Source organism: Streptomyces sp. NBC_00683 (assembly GCF_036226745.1).
Lineage (GTDB): Bacteria > Actinomycetota > Actinomycetes > Streptomycetales > Streptomycetaceae > Streptomyces.
Map to the genome: position 1 here is coordinate 310,197 of NZ_CP109013.1, position 16,162 is coordinate 326,358.

Here is a 16,162-nt window from a genome sequence, read left to right on the forward strand (position 1 = left end):
AGTGTTATTGGTGCCACCAATGGCAGGGCCCCATGAGGTCGAAGTCCGCACATCACAGCGGGACATGAGCCTGTTGACGTGGGCATGCAATGTCGGTTGAAGTGGCTCCCAACACGCACCGGAACGTCGTGCCGCAGTCCTACCCGGATCGTCGGCCGACACCATTTGATTCGACGCCGACGAGGGGACACCACCGATGTACCGACGCCCGCGATCATGGAGACACACCACCTCGCTCGTACTCAGTACCGCCGTCGCCGTCCTGTTCACCGGTACGGGCGGGCCTTCCGCCGCCGCGGCGCCCGCCGCGCACGACACCGTCGGCCGGTCCTTCGCCCGGGCAGGCGCCGAGTTCGACGTCCCCCGCGATCTGCTCGTGGCGATCGGGTACGGCGAGAGCCGACTCGACTCCCACGACGGCAAGCCCAGTCACGCGAACGGGTACGGCGTGATGCACCTGGTCAGCAACCCCCGCTCGCACACCCTGGAGCGGGCCGCCGAGCTGACGGGCGCGGCACCGGACGCGCTGCGGCACAGCACCGCGGCCAACATCCGTGGCGCCGCCGCCGTCCTGCGCTCGTACGCCGACCGGCTGGGACTGGACGCGGAGGACCGCGACGACGCCGGCGCCTGGTACCCGGCGGTGGCCGAGTACAGCGGCAGCGCGGACGACCGCACGGCCCGGCTCTACGCGGACTCCGTCTACGACTTCCTCACGAACGGCGTCCGTGCCACGGCGACCCCGGGCGAGACCGTCGCCGTACGCCCGCAGGCCGTACGTCCCGAGCGGGGTCGCTACGCGGACGTGCCCGCCCTGGACGAGGGGGGCTCGGCCACCGTGGGGCCCCTGAGCACCGACTACCCGCCCGCACTGTGGGTGGCCGCGAACAGCGGGAACTACACCGTGGGCCGGTCCGCCGCGATCTCCGCCGTCGTCATCCACGTCACCCAGGGGTCGTACGCCGGGTCCATCAGCTGGTTCCAGAACCCGAGCTCGAACGTCAGCGCGCACTACGTGATCCGTTCGTCCGACGGGCAGGTCACCCAGACCGTCCGCGACAAGGACACCGCCTACCACGCGCGTTCGGGCAACGCCTACAGCGTCGGCATCGAGCACGAGGGGTACGTCGACAACCCTGCCTGGTTCACCGACGCCATGTACCGGTCGTCCGCCACCCTCACGCGTTACCTGGCCGACAAGTACGGCATCCCCAAGGACCGGGCGCACATCGTCGGGCACTCCGAGGTCCCGAACAACGACCACACCGACCCGGGGCCGAACTGGAACTGGACCTACTACATGCAGCTCGTCGGGGGCAGCACAGGCGTGCCGGTCAACCTCGACTTCCCGGCCTACGACACGCTCCGCAGCGGGTCCACCGGCCCCCAGGTCGCGGCGGCGCAGACACTGCTCAACGCACAGGGGTTCGCCGCCGGTACCGCGGACGGCATCTTCGGCACGAAGACCGAAACCGCCGTGAAGGCCTTCCAGAGTGCGCGCGGTCTGTCGTCCGACGGGGTCATCGGCCGTCAGTCCTGGACCGCGCTGCTCTCGGCCGGGACCAAGCCCGTCCTGCAGGAGGGGTCCTCGGGCGCCGACGTCAAGCGGCTCCAGCGGTCGCTGACGGCCGCACTGGGCCGGACCGTAGGGATCGACGGCAGCTTCGGCCCCAGCACTGCGCAGGCGGTCAGGGACTTCCAGAGCAGCCGGTCGTTGACGGTGGACGGCATCGTGGGCTCGGCGACCTGGACGGCTCTGCAGGCCGGTCGGTGAGGTGAACGCGCGAGCCGGGGGGCCGGACGCCGGCCACCCGGCTCGCAGGGGTTCGATCCGGATGGGCCGGCAGCGTTGCGGCCGGACTGCAACCGTGAATGCCGACGCGCTCGGTGTGAGGGCAGGGTCCGGCCGCACCGTGGTGGCGACGGTCGGGCCCTGCCGGTCGTACGGCACACGGCTGCGCTGTGATCAGCTGTAGACGCCGAACTCGTGCAGCGAGTAGCCCCAGTCCGTACCTCGTGCCTTCAGCTGGAGACGTACGTGCCGGGCGGTGGTGGGGGCGTCGATCGTGTCGATGTCCCCGTTGCCCGCCGTGGTCGTGTGGATCGTGCGCCAGTTGGTGCCGTCGTCGGAGACCTGCACGTCATAGGACCTGGCGTAGGCGGGGTCCCAGACCAGCTGGATCTTGCGGAACGCGGTCGGCGCCCCGAGATCGACCTGGATCCACTGCGGGTCGCTCCAGTCGCTGGCCCAGCGCGTCTCCGTCTTCCCGTCCGTCGCGAGGGCGGCCGGGCACGGGCAGTCACCGTAGGACGCCTGGGAGGAGGAGGCGGTGGTGGTCTTGTTCAACGCGACGTTGGTGCCGTCGACGGGAGGTGCGACGACCTTGACCGACTTCGTGTCGATCCCGGCGTTGCCGCGACCGTCCTCGGCTTGGATGTACACCTTCCACACGCCGAGCTTCTCGGGCGCGGTGACGGCGAAGGTGCCGTTGCCTGTGGACCGCCACTGGGCCTCGACGAGCCGCTTGTCGCCGCTGGCGTAGTTGCCGCTGAGGAAGATCTTGTACGTCACCGGGTCGCCGTCAGGGTCCCGTACGTCCGCACGGACGGTGAACTCCTTGCCCGCCGGGGCAGCGGATGCCGGTGTGACACCCATGTTGGTGATGACGGGCGGTGTGTTGTCGCCGCTCGTCGACCCGGCGTACGCCTTCTTCACCGCGTAGTACGACAGGCGCTTCAGGCCGTCGGGCAACAGGTTGAACCAGACGCCGCCGAAGTCGTGCTCCAGTCCGTAGTGGAACAGCGTGGCACCGAGCGCCACTCCCTGGTGTCCGGTGACGCAGCCCCACGCCTTGGTGTAACCGTCGGCCTTCTGTACGTCGGTGGGCTCGTCGGGTACTCCGTTGGCGTCGTCAGGGACCTCCCACTCGCCGGCCGGTCCGCCCTCGGTTATGATGTAGGGCTTGGTGTAGCCGCCCTGCTCCCAGGCGCCGCGGACGCCGCAGATGTCGCCGTAGGAGTTCATCGAGTAGAGGTCGAGGTCGGGGGCGTTGCGCTTGTAGTAGGGCCAGGCGCCCGTCCACGCGTCGGTGGAGGTGACCGGGTGGTCCGCGTCGATGGAGTGGATCTTCTTGGCGACGTCGTTGACGAAGGATGTGTAGGCGTTGCGCTGGTTCTCCAGCTCGGTGCCGCTGTAGCAGTTCTGGAGGCCGAGCACCGATTCGTTGCCGACGTTCCACATCAGGACACCGGGATGGCTCTTGTAGGCCTCGACCCACTTGGCGAACTCGGTGAGCGAGTTGCTCTTGTACGCCGTGTCGGTGACGTAGTTGACGCAGCCGCCGCTGCCGGGGCCGCCGCCGGGCTGGAGCCAGAATCCGCTGACGACCCGGATGCCGTTGGCGGCAGCCTCGTCGAGCAGGGGCTTGGTCGTGCCGTCGGTGCCCCAGGTCCGGATGGTGTTCACGCCCATGGACTTCAGGTCGGGCATGTAGCGGGCCGCGTCGGCGACGGACGGCCCCCAGGTGAGCCCCTTGACCTGGTAGGGCTTGCCGCCGACGGTGAGCTGCCAGTTGCCCTGCGAGCCGGTCACGGCGACCGCGCCCCCGCCGGCGGGCGGCGGGCCGTCGCCGTTGCCGTAGACCTGGAACTCCCACAGCGAGTAGCCGTAACCACCGGTTCGAGCGGTGCCGAGCATCCGGACGTACCGGCCGGAGCCGGAGACGGCTACGTCGTCGGTGCCGCCGTCACTTCCGGTGACCGTCTTCAGGGCGCGCCAGTCGGTGCCGTTGTCGGAGACCTGGAGCTCGTAGTTCTTGGCGTGCGCCGCTTCCCAGGTGAGTACGACTCGGCTCAGGTCCTGCTTGCTGCCGAGGTCGACCTGGATCCACTGGGGGTCGCTCCATTGGCTGGCCCAGCGGGTCCCGGTGAGGTTGCCGTCCACCGCTGCTGACGCCCCGTACGCCTCGCCCTCCTGGGACGAGGCCGTGGCGGGTCTGCCCTGGGACAGCAAGGTCTCGGCGGCCTGGGCGGGAGGGGCGGCGGTGAGGGTGAGCGACGACGCGAGCAGCGCGCCGAGGGCTATGAGGGGCACGCCGGCGCGGCGGCGTACCGGCGTCGGGTGTGAGAAGAGTTGTGACACATCGACTCCTGACAGGTCGGGGGTTCCGGGTGGCGGGAGGTGCGTGACGAGGATCCCCGCGCCACCCGGTGTGCGGGGAGGTCTGCCCGTCCGTTCCGCGGGGCGGGACATCTGGCTTCTCGCGCGTGTCCGTGCGCCCCTCCGGACCGGGTGGCGGGAACGGACCCCGGCCCGGAGGGCGTTGCGTCCGGTCCGCTCCGGTGGGCCGGAGCGGACCGGTGGGTCATCAGGGGTAGGACACCACGGTCGACGGGATCGTCGAGGTGCCCGAGGTGGGCGACCCGGTGTCGTTGATGACGTGGTTGTAGTGGCCGTTTCCGCCGAGGGAGACCACCAGCAGGCTGTGGAACCTGACGCCGGGCTTCACAGGGGCCTTGAAGCCGTGGTCCTGACGGATCGTCGGGTCGACGTTGTAGTTCGAGTAGCTGCCCATGCCCCAGCCCTCGTGGGTGTTCACGGAGTCGTCGACCCGGTAGGCGGCGTAGCCCTTGGTGTCGCCGTTCTGGATCGCGGCCTGGTTGGGTGCGTCGTACGCCTTCTCGTTCTGGTAGAAGATCGTCTTGCCCCTCTCCCCGAACCACTCGACGTCGTACTTGTTGAAGTGCTCGACGAACAGGCCGGTCGCCAGTACGTCGTCGCCGTTGACCCGTACGCCGTAGTCGGCGCGGTTGGTCTCCCAGCCCACGCCCTCACCGTGGTCGGCGCGCCACACCCAGGTGTGGTCGATGATCACGTCGTCGCTGTTGACGAGGATGCTGGTCGTCGCCTTTCCGGGGCCGGCGCCACCGACGCGGACGTAGACGTCCTGGACGGTGGTGGGGTTGGCGGCGTGGTCTGCGGAGGCTCCCTGTCCGCCGATCTCCAGCAGGGTCGGCGAGTTGACCGGTCCGGCATCGATGAGGAAGCCGGCGAGCTTCACTCCGTCGACGTCGGCGACCTTCATCGCGGTCACACCGTTGTCGGGGATGATGGTGGCGAGCCCGAGGCCCAGGACGACGGTGTCGGCCCGGTTCACGTTGATGGTCCGGTCGACGTGGTAGATGCCGGGGGTGAAGAGCAGGTTGAGCCCCTGCTCCAGGGCGGCGTTGATCGTCGCGGCGGTGGCTCCGGGCTTGACGACGTAGAACTTGCTCAGCGGGATGGACGTCCCCTGCGGGGTGCCGTCGGCCCAGGTGGTGCCGCGCGCATTGGTCCGCTTGGCCGGTGCGAAGACCTTGTACTCGTTGCCGTCCATGTAGAGGAAGGGCTTCTCGCGCGAGCTGGGGGTCGTCTCGAGCGTGGTGTACCGGGGCTCGGGGAAGCTGTTGGCGGGAGCGCCCTCGACGCCCGAGAAGGTCATGTTCCACACACCGTTGGTCCAGCCGCCGATGCTGCTGTCGCGGGTGTACCACTGCTGCTGGGAGTACGGGCCGACCTGGCCGTCGATCTTGCTGTCGGCGATGTAGCCGCCGCTGGCCCAGCCGTAACCGTTCGGGGCGAGGTTCAGGGCACCCTTCACGTGCATCCGGCGGAACGAGGCAGCCTGGGAGACGGCCCAGCGGTTGGTGCCGCTGACCGGGTTCAGGGCCAGGTTCTCGGCCGAACGCCAGAAGTTCTGGGTGGCGTTGCCGTTGAACCAGCCGGCGTCCACGGTCACATCACCGTTGAACGTGGTGTCGTCCGGCTTCAGGCCGAGACCCGCGATCTGGGTGTAGAAGCCGATCTGCGCGTTGATGTTGTTGTACGTGCCCGGCTTGAAGAAGAAGGCATGCCGGCCGCTGCCGAACTGGGCCGACTCCTGCTCGCTGAAGACCTGGTCCAGCTTGGCCTGGATGCCCGGCGTGGACGGGTCGAAGACGTGGACGTTCGGGCCGAGGTCTCCCCCGCCGGGAATGACCGGCCCCGTACCGCCGTCGGTGCTGCCGAAGACCTTGAACTCCCAGAGGGAGTAGCCGTATCCGGTGGCGCGTGCGGTTCCGAGCATGCGGACGAAGCGCGCGGTCCCCGAGACGTCGACCGTCTCGGTGCCGCCGGCTCCGGTGGTCGTGGAGTAGGCGGTCGACCAGTCGGTGCCGTTGGAGGACAGCTCGATGCGGTAGGTCTTCGCGTAGGCGGCCTCCCAGCTCAACTCGACCCGGTCGAGGGTGGCGGGGGCACCGAGGTCGACGCTCAGCCACTGGGGGTCGGAGGCGGCACTCGACCAACGGGTGCCGGGATCGCCGTCGACGGCACTGCCGGCCGGCGTGCCGTAGTGCTCCTGGCTGGATGCTGTCGCCTGCCTGCCCTGCGACAGCAGCACGGGCGCCGCGTCGGCTTCCGTAGCGGGTGTCAGGGCAAGCAGAGCGGCGGCCAGTGCAGTGACCACTGCACCGACGAGTCCCTTGCGGGCAGGTCTGGGCGGCGGTGCCGTTACGGGGTGTATGCCAACTGCGGGCATCAGGGTGCTCCTTGAAGAAACGAACCGGCGGGAGAGCGCTCTCCGGAACCTTGCCGCGCCCTACCTGCGCGGTCAAGAACCCTGACACGACTTTTCTTTTACCTTTTATTAAGACGGGATCTTTGTCCGCCCGCGCGACCGGCCGCCGCCTCCGGCCACACCGCGGGTCCGGCGCTCCACGGTGGCCGGACAGCCCGAATCCCGTGCGCAACGATCCGCCGCGATCACTGTGCGGCTGACACCCGCGAGCAGGGTTCGGCGGTCCGCCGGCTCGCGGGCGACCGCCTTCGCTGTCAGCCCGTTCCGCAGCGCTCGCGGAGGAGCTCGACTCCGTCGCCCTCCAGGTCGTCGACGTACGCCTCGCGCCCGGTCATGGCCATCGTCAGAGCCAAGGTGCTACCGGACACGAGCGCCCCGGATCCGGTCTTGAAGGGACCGTCATTCGCGACGAGTCGCAAGCCGCCGATGCGCCCCTTGGCAACGACCACGAGATCCGATCCCTGGTAGTACTCAGCCACCCGCGTGACCGTCTGAATCGGGTAGTCGCGGCGAACGCCCAGCGGACGCCGGATGTCTTCCGCGTGCACGATCGTCTCGCCGAGCATGGCCACTACGGGAAGGGGAGGCTTGCTTCTGCTGGGGACAACACGCCGGAACCGGTCAAGTGTCTCGGCCGGACTCGCACCGAGCTGTTCGGCCAGCCGCATCGCCACCTGCTTGTCGAAGTCGAATCGGCAGCGGATCACACCCGCCAGCCAGCGCACCGAATTGAGACTCGCCGCCGCAGTGAGGTGAGCCAGCACCTCACGCACCGACAGTCCGCTGCACAGTGACGGCATCGCCCACTGATCGTCGGACAGATCCTCAAGATCAACCAGCAACGCGGCGCGCTCGGCGCGGATGAGTGGCCAGACCTCAGCACCCGGGCCGCGATCTGCTGCCGGATTCGAACCAGTCATACGGACGAGCCTCCTGTTGCGAGTTGCGCCCTGCCCTGCCTGCCCTGCACCGAAGCACGTGGGTGTCCGGCAGAGCATTCGATGAACAGACTCTCGCCCTCGAACAGAGTCATCACCAAGTGACACTCCTTCCTGCTCACCAACCGCAAACGACGGCGATCAGGCCTGGTGACGGGCTGCCCGGTCCTTGATCCCGCCGAGGACGGTATCGAGCATCCGGTCGAACTCCGCCAGGGATCCGAAGTCGGCCATGAGGGGGGTGAGAGCGGCCATGGCCGGGTACGTGGCGGCCTCGAACGCGGGCACGGCGCCGGGCTCGTCGCTGGTGCGCGCCAGCAGGTGCCCGTTGAGGAAGCTGAACAGCACCATGGGCGCGTCCGCGACCACCTGGTCGGGCAGGTCGGCCTCACGCATCACGGTGACCAGTTCCTCCAGGGCGGAGATGGCGACCGGTGAGGTCTGGGCGCGCGCCACCAGCAGTGGGAACACCCGGGGGTGCCGGTAGGCCATGTCGCGGTAGCCGTGCGCCGTCCGGAGGGCGATCTCCTCCCACCCGTGGGACGCTTCATCGTCCGCGGCAACCGCCACCTCGGCGAGGACCGCCTCGGACATCGCGTCCAGCAGCGCCGCCTTGCCCTTGATGTGGTGGTGGACCGACATCGGGTCGACCCCGAGCTCCTGCGCGAGCCGCCGTACCCCGAAGCGCTCCAGGCCGTCACGGTCGACCAGTGCGATGGCGGCGGCGGCGATGCGCTCCCGGTCGAGCCCCGCCGAGGTACCTCGGGTCCGTCTGGCCACGTCCACTCCTTTGCTTGCCAAATCTACACCGTAGAAATTATCGTACGGAGCGCAAACCTACGGTGTAGGTTTCAAAATCACCGGTCCACAGGCACGACCAAGGAGGAGACATGAGTGAGGTCACTGCCATTGAGCGGCCGCCGGAGCCGGACTGGGCGGCGATGACGGCTGAGCAACTGGTCGCCTACCGCGACGCGGAGAACCGCTGGCGCGCGTCCGGTGCGGCGCGGGCGATCCTCGGGGATCCGGATCCCGGCACCGCGATCCGTTGGCAGACGGTGGCGCTGCCCGGCCGCGAGCTCCCGGTCCGCGTGTACCGGCCCGCCCCCGCGCGTGACGGCGAGGACACCGACCGGGCTGAGCTGCCACTCGTGCTGCACGTGCACGGAGGCAGTTTCGTGGGCACGGCGGTGCAGTGCGATTGGGCCAACAGCCATCTCGCCGCTCAACTGCCCGCACTCGTCGTCTCGGTGGAGCACCGCCTCCTCGACCAGGGAACGCCGCTGTCGGATGCCGTCGACGACGGCTGGGACGTACTCCAGCATGTGGTGCAGCACGCCTCGCAGTGGGGCATCGACCCGACGCGCACGGCCGTGTTCGGCGAGAGTTGCGGCGCGTTGATCAGTGCCCTGGTGGCGATCCGGGCCAGAGAGACCGCCCTGATGCTCAGGGCGCAGGTACTGGTCAACCCTGCCGTCGATGTGACCGAGGCGATGTTCGACTACGCCTCGATCGCCGAGTACGGGTACAGCCCTACCCGTGCCCTGCCTCAACTGCGCTTCTTCCAGAGGCTCTCCGTTCCACCGGGAACCGACGCCCGTGCGCTCTCGCCGTTGTACGCCGACAATCTGAGCGGGCTGGCCCCGGCTCTCGTGGTGGTGCCGACCCAGGACGCGGTGGCCGATCACGGCCGCAGCTACGCCGAACGACTGCGGGCAGCCGGGACACCGGCACGTCTCACCGAGTACCCCGGAGCGCGGCACGCGTTCCTCACCTTGCCGGGCGTGGAACACCAGGCCGAGGCAGCGCGGGCGGAGGTTCTCGGGTTCCTCCGAGCCTCGCTCACCGCGTGACCGGAAGGGAGAATTGCACTCCGATGACGAAGACTCGCCACGAACGACGGGCAATCGGCGCGATGCACACGGGACTTGGGCTCACCGTCGCCGCGACGGCCCTCCCGCACATAGACCGTGCCACTACCCATCTGCTGGCCGACCACATCCGGGCCGGCTATCCCGCCTACACCCAGACGCTGGTCGACTCGGCCGTCACCACCTATCTGGTCCTGCTGACCGTCATCGGAGCCCTCGGTGTCATCGCCTGGCTCTGGACGGCCTGGGCCGTCAAGGCGGGCACGCGCTGGGCCCGCTCAGCCGCAACCGTGATGTTCGTGCTCTGCGCAGGCGTCGGGCTGACCGGGCTGCTCACCATGGACACCTCCGGCGAGACCGGCCTGCCGCCGTCACTGGGGTGGGCCGGGATGGCTCCCTGCCTCGCAGCGCTCCTCGCGGTCACGTTCCTTCGGAGGCGACCGGGGGTGTCGGGGCGGGGCTGAGAACACCGCAGTGCCCTCGACGCGGACTCCGGACAAGGCCCGACGTCATCACGGACCCGGGCCCGATGTCGTGGGCCCGGGCCAATGGTTCACGACCAGCACGCACCATGGAGGGAGAACAGTGAAGCGCATCGGCATCATCGGAGTGGGCGAGATCGGCCGGGCCCTCGTGACGGGCCTCTGCGACGGGGGCGACAAGGAGCCAGAGGTGTTCCTCTCCCCCCGGGGAACCCGGACGGCAGCGGAGCTGTCCGCGCGCTACGGGAACGTACAGGTCTGCGCCGACAACCAGGAGGTGGTGGACCGCTCCGAGCTGGTGATCATCGCCGTACGCCGCCAGGACCTGCACGAGGCACTCGCCGACCTGAGGGTGGACGGCGACAAGCTGGTGGTCAACGCGATGGCCGGCGTCGGCAGCGACCACTTGCGCCGGCTACTCGCCACCGACGCCCCGCTGGTACGGGCCATCCCCCTGCCCGCCGTTCGCGAACGCCGCTCCGTCACGGTGACATGTCCCTCGCACCCCGCGGTGAACTCCCTCTTCGAGCACCTGGGCGGGGTGCTGCCCGTCGCGGACGAGGCGGCCTTCAACGTCTTTTCCGCGCTGACAGGGACGCTGTCCACCCATTACTCGTACCTCGCCACGCTCACGTCGTGGGCTGTCGGCCAGGGCATCGCCTCCGACGACGCCGACCGCTACATCCGCGGACTCTTCCAGGGCGTGGGCCGCTCCCTGACCGACGAGACCCGCTCCCTGCACCAACTCGCCGCCGATTACGAGACCCCGAACGGAAACAACGAACGCATCCGCACCACGTGGTTCGGCCCGGCCAACTCCGAAGCCCTTCACGGGGCTCTCGATGGCCTCGTCGCCGATCTGGACTCCTGAGAGGGCCGGATTCCGGGCTGGTTCACCCGCGCTGCTGCACCGCGCCCGCCGCACGACGCCGGCCGCTGGAGGACCGGTTTGCGCTCCCGCGTCCTGCCTACCGATTGCGCAACAACGCGCAGACGAAGTTCTCCTCCACGGTCCGCAGCCGCTCCAGTAGTTCCGGCTTGTTCAGCTTGTTGACCTGGGTGGTGAGGGAGACCGTCAACGACCGCTTCCCGTCCGGGGTGGCTGCGATCAGCTGTGTGTAGCCGGGGAAGTTGCCCGTGTGGCCGTACACCACTCCGCAGCGGGTGGTGTACCGGAAGAGGGCCAGACCGGCTTCGTTCCTTCCGGGACCCGCGGGTTCGGATGCGCCGTTCACCCAGTTGAGCTGCTGTCGGCGTGTCCGGTCGGAGATCAGCCTTCCGCCGGCGTAACCGCGGATGAAGGCCGTCATGTCCTTCGGCGTCGAGATGATGCCGCCCGATGCCCACACGCCCGACGCACTCAGTGCCTCGCTGACGTCCTCGGGCGGGTCGGGAGGGGTGACGTCGTAGCCGTGCATGTACGGCTCGGGCATCCGGTAACCCCGCGGCAGGCTCGTGTTGTGCAGGTCCAACGGGCGGTACACGAGCTGGGTGAGCAGTTCCTCGTAGCGGCGGCCTGTCACCGCCTCCGACATCAGCGCCACGGCGATGTTGTCGGAGTTGGAGTACGCGTACCGGGACCCCGGACGGAACACCAACGGCTCGTCGGCCACGAAGTCGAGCAGTCGGCGGGAGTCGAAGTGGCGACGCGGGTTCTCGGCCAGCAGGGCCAGGAACTCCGGGTCCGTGGTGTAGTCCGGGAGTCCGCTGGTGTGGTTCAGGAGCTGGCGCAGCGTGACCCGATGCCATGCGCGCGGTAGCCGGGGAAGCACCTTGCCGATGGTGTCGCTCAGCCGCAGCTTCCCGCGGTCGACGAGCTGGAGGGAGACCGCGCCGCTGTACGCCTTGGCCGTGCTGGCGATGCGCATGTGGTCGGTGACCTCGATCGGACGGTCGGTGCCGACCTCGGCGACGCCGGCCCGGTAGACCTCGGTGCGGGACTCGCGCTTGAGGACGGCAATCACTCCGGGCGGTCCGCCGGGCGCTGTGGTGAGTTCTTGCAACTGGCGTCGCAGTGCGCGGTTGTCGTCGGCGGGGACGTCCGCGGCGGCTTGGGCCGGGGCGTGCACCAGCCCGGCCATGCAGGCAGCGGCCAGCAGGGCGACAAGGGGGAGGCGGACCTGCGGGGAGCCGGGAACTGGCACGGAAGGACTCCTCAGACGTGAGCGCGGTGGGACGTCCAGCTTCACCCGCCGGTCAGGAATCTGCGCGTGGCCTTGCTCCAACCAGCCGACACCGGTACACGGCGCCACCGGGGCTCGGTACGGCAACTCTTCCGTGATGCCGTACCGATCACGTGGTCCGCACTCGTGTCCGCCACCCGGCGGTGGACCGACCGCTCGGTGTGCAGGCAGGACTGCAATCCGAGGTGTCCCCGGCTCCGGGACGTACGGGGAGAAGGAGAGCTCAGCGGGTGTGCGCGTCCAAGGCGTCGATGATCTCCGGCCAGAGCTCGCGCGGACGGTCGTGCCCCATGTCGGGGAGCAGCAGGAGTTCCGCTCCGGGGATCAGGTCGGCCGTGCGCCTTCCGCCGCTGGGGTCGATCAGCGTGTCGTCCAGGCCATGGATCACCAGGGTCGGCACTCGAAGCTTGCGGAGTGCGTCGGCGCGTGAGCCGGCGAGAATCATCGCTCCGAGTTGCCGCCCGGCTCCGGCTGGGTAGTAGGCGCGGTCGTAGCTATCGGCAGCCAGTTCGCGAAAAGGTGCGGGGTTGCCGTAACGCTTGGAAGCCCACGTCAGTTCTTTTTCCGCCGCTGCGACGTACCCCTCGCGATCGGGTGGCTTCGGGCTGGAGAGCACTGCTTGGGCCTCGGCACTGGACCGGCCGTAGTCGGGCTCGCCGGTCGAGGACATCATCGACGTCAGGGTCAGCACGCGCGCCGGTTGGTTGACGGCCATCGTCTGGGCGATCATGCCGCCCATCGAGGATCCGACCACGTGAGCTCGTTCGACTCCGAGCGCGGTGAGCAGGCCGAGACCGTCGTCGGCCATGTCCGTCAGTGTGTAGGGCACCATCGCCAGGGCGGACGCGATATCTCCCGAGCTCACCGTGCTGATGAGCCGACCCGTGTCGACGGGGTGCTCGTCGAACTTGGTGGACAGCCCGCAGTCACGGTTGTCGTACCGGATCACGTAGCGTCCACGCTCTGCGAGTGCACGGCAGAATTCCTCGTGCCAGGCGATCATCTGGGCGCTGAAACCCATCACCAGCAGGACAGCCGGATCCGCTGGATCACCGAAGGTCTCGTACTGGATCGACACTCCGGGCGCGGCTTCAATCATCGGCATGCTGGGAGTGTCCCAGCATCGTCCGTCTGCGCGCACCCGGGTATCGGCGATGACGGGCCCGTTCGACAGCGGCGGATGCAGCCCGCCATGTCTTTTCGAGACCCGCGGTGTCCTCGTGCACTTCCAGCAGTGCTGCCAAGGCCGGGGGACGTCCGGGGAACCGTGCCCAGTCCGCCCGGCGTCCTTGCCGGGAACGGACCCGGAACGGACAGAAGGCTCGCCCCTTGCCCGCACAGCGCGACCGCACCATGCCACCGACGAGGACGAGCACGAACCGGCGACTCGGCCTCACCGCCACGACGTTCGGCGTCCTGCGGCGGCACCGGGGAACTCTGGCAGGTGCGGCGCTACGCGTCGCAGGCCTCTGTGGACTGGCCGGACTCCTGATGACGGCCGCGATATTCGCGCTCGCCTGGCCCGTCTTCACCCGTATGCGGAACCAACGTATCTGGTACCACCACGTCGAGGACCCTTACCTGCACGACAGCACCGGCCTGGTACTCGTCGCCCTCTGTACGCTCCCGCTCTTCCTGCTCCTCCTCGGCATCGGTAGCGCGGCCCTGCAGACCGTCTGCTCCCGGGCGGTCGCATCGGGGGCTCAAGCCCTCTCAGGAGGAGACCGGTCACGTGCCGCGGCCCCCGCGCGGCTGCGACCGGTGCTTGCCGTGTACACGCTGCGCGGCTTGATCGTATGGCCCTTTCCGCTGCTCGTCGGAGTCGTGGCGAACAGTCTCACCGGCACCCAGCTCGATACTCCGGAGCCCCTGGAACGCGGGTCGTGGCCCCACACACTCGTCGAGGCCTCCCCCGCGGTTGCCATGGTCGCCGCTGTGCTGCTGCGCCTCGCGCTCGCACTCGCCCCGGCCGCCGCGGCCGATGGTCTCGGCCCCCGCGCGGCCCTGCGCCGGTCCTGGTCGCTGACGTGGACGCGCGCGGGAGGGGTCCGCGTCCTCGCCCTTGCGCTGCCTCTGGCCGCGCTGACCGCCGGGGTGCTCCGGCTGGTGGTGCAGCTCGCCCTGCCCCTGCGCCCCCTCGTCCGATCCCTGCTCGAACAGGCCACGGGAAACTTCTTCGCCGCGTATTACGCCGGCATTCTCGCCCCCGTCATCGTCGGGATCCTGGTCACGGCGGCCGCGACCCTTCCCCTCACATTTACGGCCTTCGCGACCCTCCACGACCGTCTGCGGTCGCCCCGCACCGCTTCCTGACGTGCCGGGGCACGGCGGACTGACTTCATCGTCGGGCGCAGCCGGACGGCCGCCGGACGGTGTGCGCACGGGGCCGTCCGTCAGACGACTCCGCGTCCGATGCGTCGGGTTCAGTCGGTGATGTACCAATCGTTCTTGAGGTACTCCAGGGTGTAGCTGCCGAGGTCGTTCTCGGAGAAGGAGGCGGAGGACCTGACGGCTTCGACCGGCATTTCGATCTTGGCGGGCGTGCGCACGACGATGCGCTGCGGGTCGACCGTCGCGGTTTTCAGTGCCTCCTTCTGCGCGGGCGAGATCATCTGGAACACCGCGGCGTACGTCGACGTACACGGACCGAGGCCCTGGTCCTGTGCCTTCTTCGCAGCGGGTCCGGCCACATCGCAGACCGTGTCGATGTCCTCACGGCCCAGGGCGTGGAGGTACTGCTCGTACCGCTGGATCGCGCCCTCCTGCGTCCTGGGCGCGGGCTGGTCGCCGGTCGGCCCGGCCGACGGCTTCTCGGTCCGAGCGGACACGGAGGGCGTGGGCGACGGTTCGTCGGACCGCGTGGACGCGGACGGCTGCGGAGGCTTCGCGCCCGTGTCCTCCTTCGCCTCGTCCGGACCGCACGCGCACGCCACCAGCGCCACACAGGTCGATACCAGCACGCTCACCATCGTCCGCGCTCTCATGCGGTCCTCTCCACGCCAGCCGACAACACGTCAGGAAGTCACGCAGGATCGGGGGGAACGGTTCCAGAGCTGGACGCCCACAGGGACCGCACCGGAATCACGTCGGGGCGGGGCTTCGCCCACCGGCCTGTGGAGGGCGCGGACGGTCTCGTCGCCGGGCGCATGCCTCGCGGGCTGGAGACCGATGAGTGTGCGGGCCGGTGGACACGTGGGTCGGCGATTGAAGCTAGGGTGCCGCGACAGCACCATCGTGAACCGGAACAAGGAGCAGACGTGAGCGAGCCGGCGTCCATCGCCCTGCAGCAGAAGATCGCCCAGGAACTACAGGTCGCGGAGACCTTCGAGGCCGAGCGGGAGATCGAACGCCGGGTAGCCTTCCTCGCCGAGCGGCTGACGTCGACCGGTCTGCGCTCCCTGGTCCTCGGCATCAGTGGCGGCGTCGACTCCACGACCACCGGTCGTCTGTGCCAGCTCGCCGTCGAGCGGGCCCGCGCCGCCGGGCACGAGGCGCGTTTCTACGCGATGCGGCTGCCCTACGGGACCCAGGCCGACGAGCACGACGCGCAGCTCGCGCTGTCCTTCATCCGCCCCGACCAGGTGCTGACCGTGGACATCAAGCCCGCGAGCGACGCCGCGATCGAGGCCTCGCTGGCCGCCGGCGTGAGCTTCCGCGACGCCCACCACCAGGACTTCGTGCACGGCAACATCAAGGCCCGGCAGCGCATGATCGCCCAGTACGCGGTGGCCGGTGCGCATGACGGGCTGGTCGTGGGCACCGACCACGCCGCCGAGGCCGTCTCCGGCTTCTTCACCAAGTTCGGCGACGGCGCCGCCGACCTGGTCCCGCTGACCGGCCTGACCAAGCGCCGGGTGCGCGCCGTCGCGGACACCCTGGGCGCGCCCGCCGAGCTGGTGTGGAAGCTCCCGACGGCTGACCTGGAGACCCTCGACCCGGGCAAGGCCGACGAGGACGCGCTCGGGGTCACCTACGACGACATCGACGACTTCCTGGAGGGCAAGCCGGTGGACGAGCGGGCCTTCGCAACGATCACCAAGCGCTACCGTCTCACCGAGCACAAGCGCCAGCTGCCTGTAGCCCCCTGACAAG

Annotated in this window: 13 protein-coding genes; 6 read left to right on the forward strand and 7 right to left on the reverse strand. The window is 69.2% G+C overall.

Annotation, left to right across the window (positions count from 1 at the left end; translation table 11 throughout):
* The first annotated feature begins 196 nt into the window (after window positions 1–196).
* On the forward strand, window positions 197–1,774 hold the full coding sequence (locus OG257_RS01555; RefSeq protein ID WP_329204196.1) for a peptidoglycan-binding protein: 1,578 nt from the start codon (window positions 197–199) through the stop codon (window positions 1,772–1,774).
* A 192-nt stretch (window positions 1,775–1,966) separates the two neighbouring features.
* On the opposite strand, the gene OG257_RS01560 is transcribed toward OG257_RS01555, so the two are convergent.
* The 4 genes from OG257_RS01560 to OG257_RS01575 form a co-directional block, all read right to left on the reverse strand.
* Window positions 1,967–4,141 (reverse strand): discoidin domain-containing protein, encoded by a 2,175-nt coding sequence (locus OG257_RS01560; protein ID WP_329204197.1) that lies wholly within the window; start codon window positions 4,139–4,141, stop codon window positions 1,967–1,969.
* Window positions 4,142–4,367: 226 nt separating this feature from the next.
* A complete protein-coding gene (locus OG257_RS01565) occupies window positions 4,368–6,557 on the reverse strand; it encodes a discoidin domain-containing protein (RefSeq protein WP_329204198.1) in 2,190 nt (729 codons plus the stop codon).
* A 293-nt stretch (window positions 6,558–6,850) separates the two neighbouring features.
* Window positions 6,851–7,516, reverse strand: a complete 666-nt coding sequence (locus OG257_RS01570) for a maleylpyruvate isomerase family mycothiol-dependent enzyme (protein ID WP_329204199.1) — start codon at window positions 7,514–7,516, stop codon at window positions 6,851–6,853.
* A 159-nt stretch (window positions 7,517–7,675) separates the two neighbouring features.
* Window positions 7,676–8,314: a TetR/AcrR family transcriptional regulator gene (locus tag OG257_RS01575; RefSeq protein WP_329204200.1), complete on the reverse strand. Its 639-nt coding sequence runs from the start codon at window positions 8,312–8,314 to the stop codon at window positions 7,676–7,678.
* Window positions 8,315–8,424: 110 nt separating this feature from the next.
* On the opposite strand from OG257_RS01575, the gene OG257_RS01580 reads away from it, so the two are divergent.
* The 3 genes from OG257_RS01580 (at window position 8,425) to OG257_RS01590 (ending at window position 10,758) form a co-directional block, all read left to right on the forward strand.
* Window positions 8,425–9,387 carry an alpha/beta hydrolase gene (locus OG257_RS01580; RefSeq protein WP_329204201.1) on the forward strand — a complete coding sequence of 321 codons (963 nt, stop codon included), beginning with the start codon at window positions 8,425–8,427 and terminating at the stop codon, window positions 9,385–9,387.
* 23 nt (window positions 9,388–9,410) lie between these two features.
* Window positions 9,411–9,869 carry a hypothetical protein gene (locus tag OG257_RS01585; RefSeq protein ID WP_329204202.1) on the forward strand — a complete coding sequence of 153 codons (459 nt, stop codon included), beginning with the start codon at window positions 9,411–9,413 and terminating at the stop codon, window positions 9,867–9,869.
* Between the two features lie 121 nt (window positions 9,870–9,990).
* Window positions 9,991–10,758 carry an NAD(P)-binding domain-containing protein gene (locus tag OG257_RS01590; protein WP_329204203.1) on the forward strand — a complete coding sequence of 256 codons (768 nt, stop codon included), beginning with the start codon at window positions 9,991–9,993 and terminating at the stop codon, window positions 10,756–10,758.
* Window positions 10,759–10,855: 97 nt separating this feature from the next.
* Here OG257_RS01590 and OG257_RS01595 read toward each other — a convergent pair whose 3' ends face one another.
* Both OG257_RS01595 and OG257_RS01600 read right to left on the reverse strand, forming a co-directional pair.
* Window positions 10,856–12,031: a serine hydrolase domain-containing protein gene (locus OG257_RS01595; protein WP_329204204.1), complete on the reverse strand. Its 1,176-nt coding sequence runs from the start codon at window positions 12,029–12,031 to the stop codon at window positions 10,856–10,858.
* Window positions 12,032–12,293: 262 nt separating this feature from the next.
* Complete coding sequence (locus tag OG257_RS01600; RefSeq protein WP_329204205.1) at window positions 12,294–13,175, reverse strand: alpha/beta fold hydrolase; 882 nt, start codon at window positions 13,173–13,175, stop codon at window positions 12,294–12,296.
* Between the two features lie 224 nt (window positions 13,176–13,399).
* Between OG257_RS01600 and OG257_RS01605 the strand changes: the two genes are divergently transcribed.
* Window positions 13,400–14,383, forward strand: coding sequence for a hypothetical protein (locus OG257_RS01605; protein WP_329204206.1), 984 nt, complete (start codon window positions 13,400–13,402; stop codon window positions 14,381–14,383).
* Window positions 14,384–14,493: 110 nt separating this feature from the next.
* Here the strand turns inward: OG257_RS01605 and OG257_RS01610 are convergent, their stop codons facing one another.
* Window positions 14,494–15,054, reverse strand: coding sequence for a hypothetical protein (locus tag OG257_RS01610; RefSeq protein ID WP_329204207.1), 561 nt, complete (start codon window positions 15,052–15,054; stop codon window positions 14,494–14,496).
* A 273-nt stretch (window positions 15,055–15,327) separates the two neighbouring features.
* On the opposite strand from OG257_RS01610, the gene nadE reads away from it, so the two are divergent.
* Window positions 15,328–16,158, forward strand: coding sequence for an ammonia-dependent NAD(+) synthetase (gene nadE, locus OG257_RS01615; RefSeq protein WP_329204208.1), 831 nt, complete (start codon window positions 15,328–15,330; stop codon window positions 16,156–16,158).
* The last annotated feature ends 4 nt before the right edge of the window (window positions 16,159–16,162 follow it).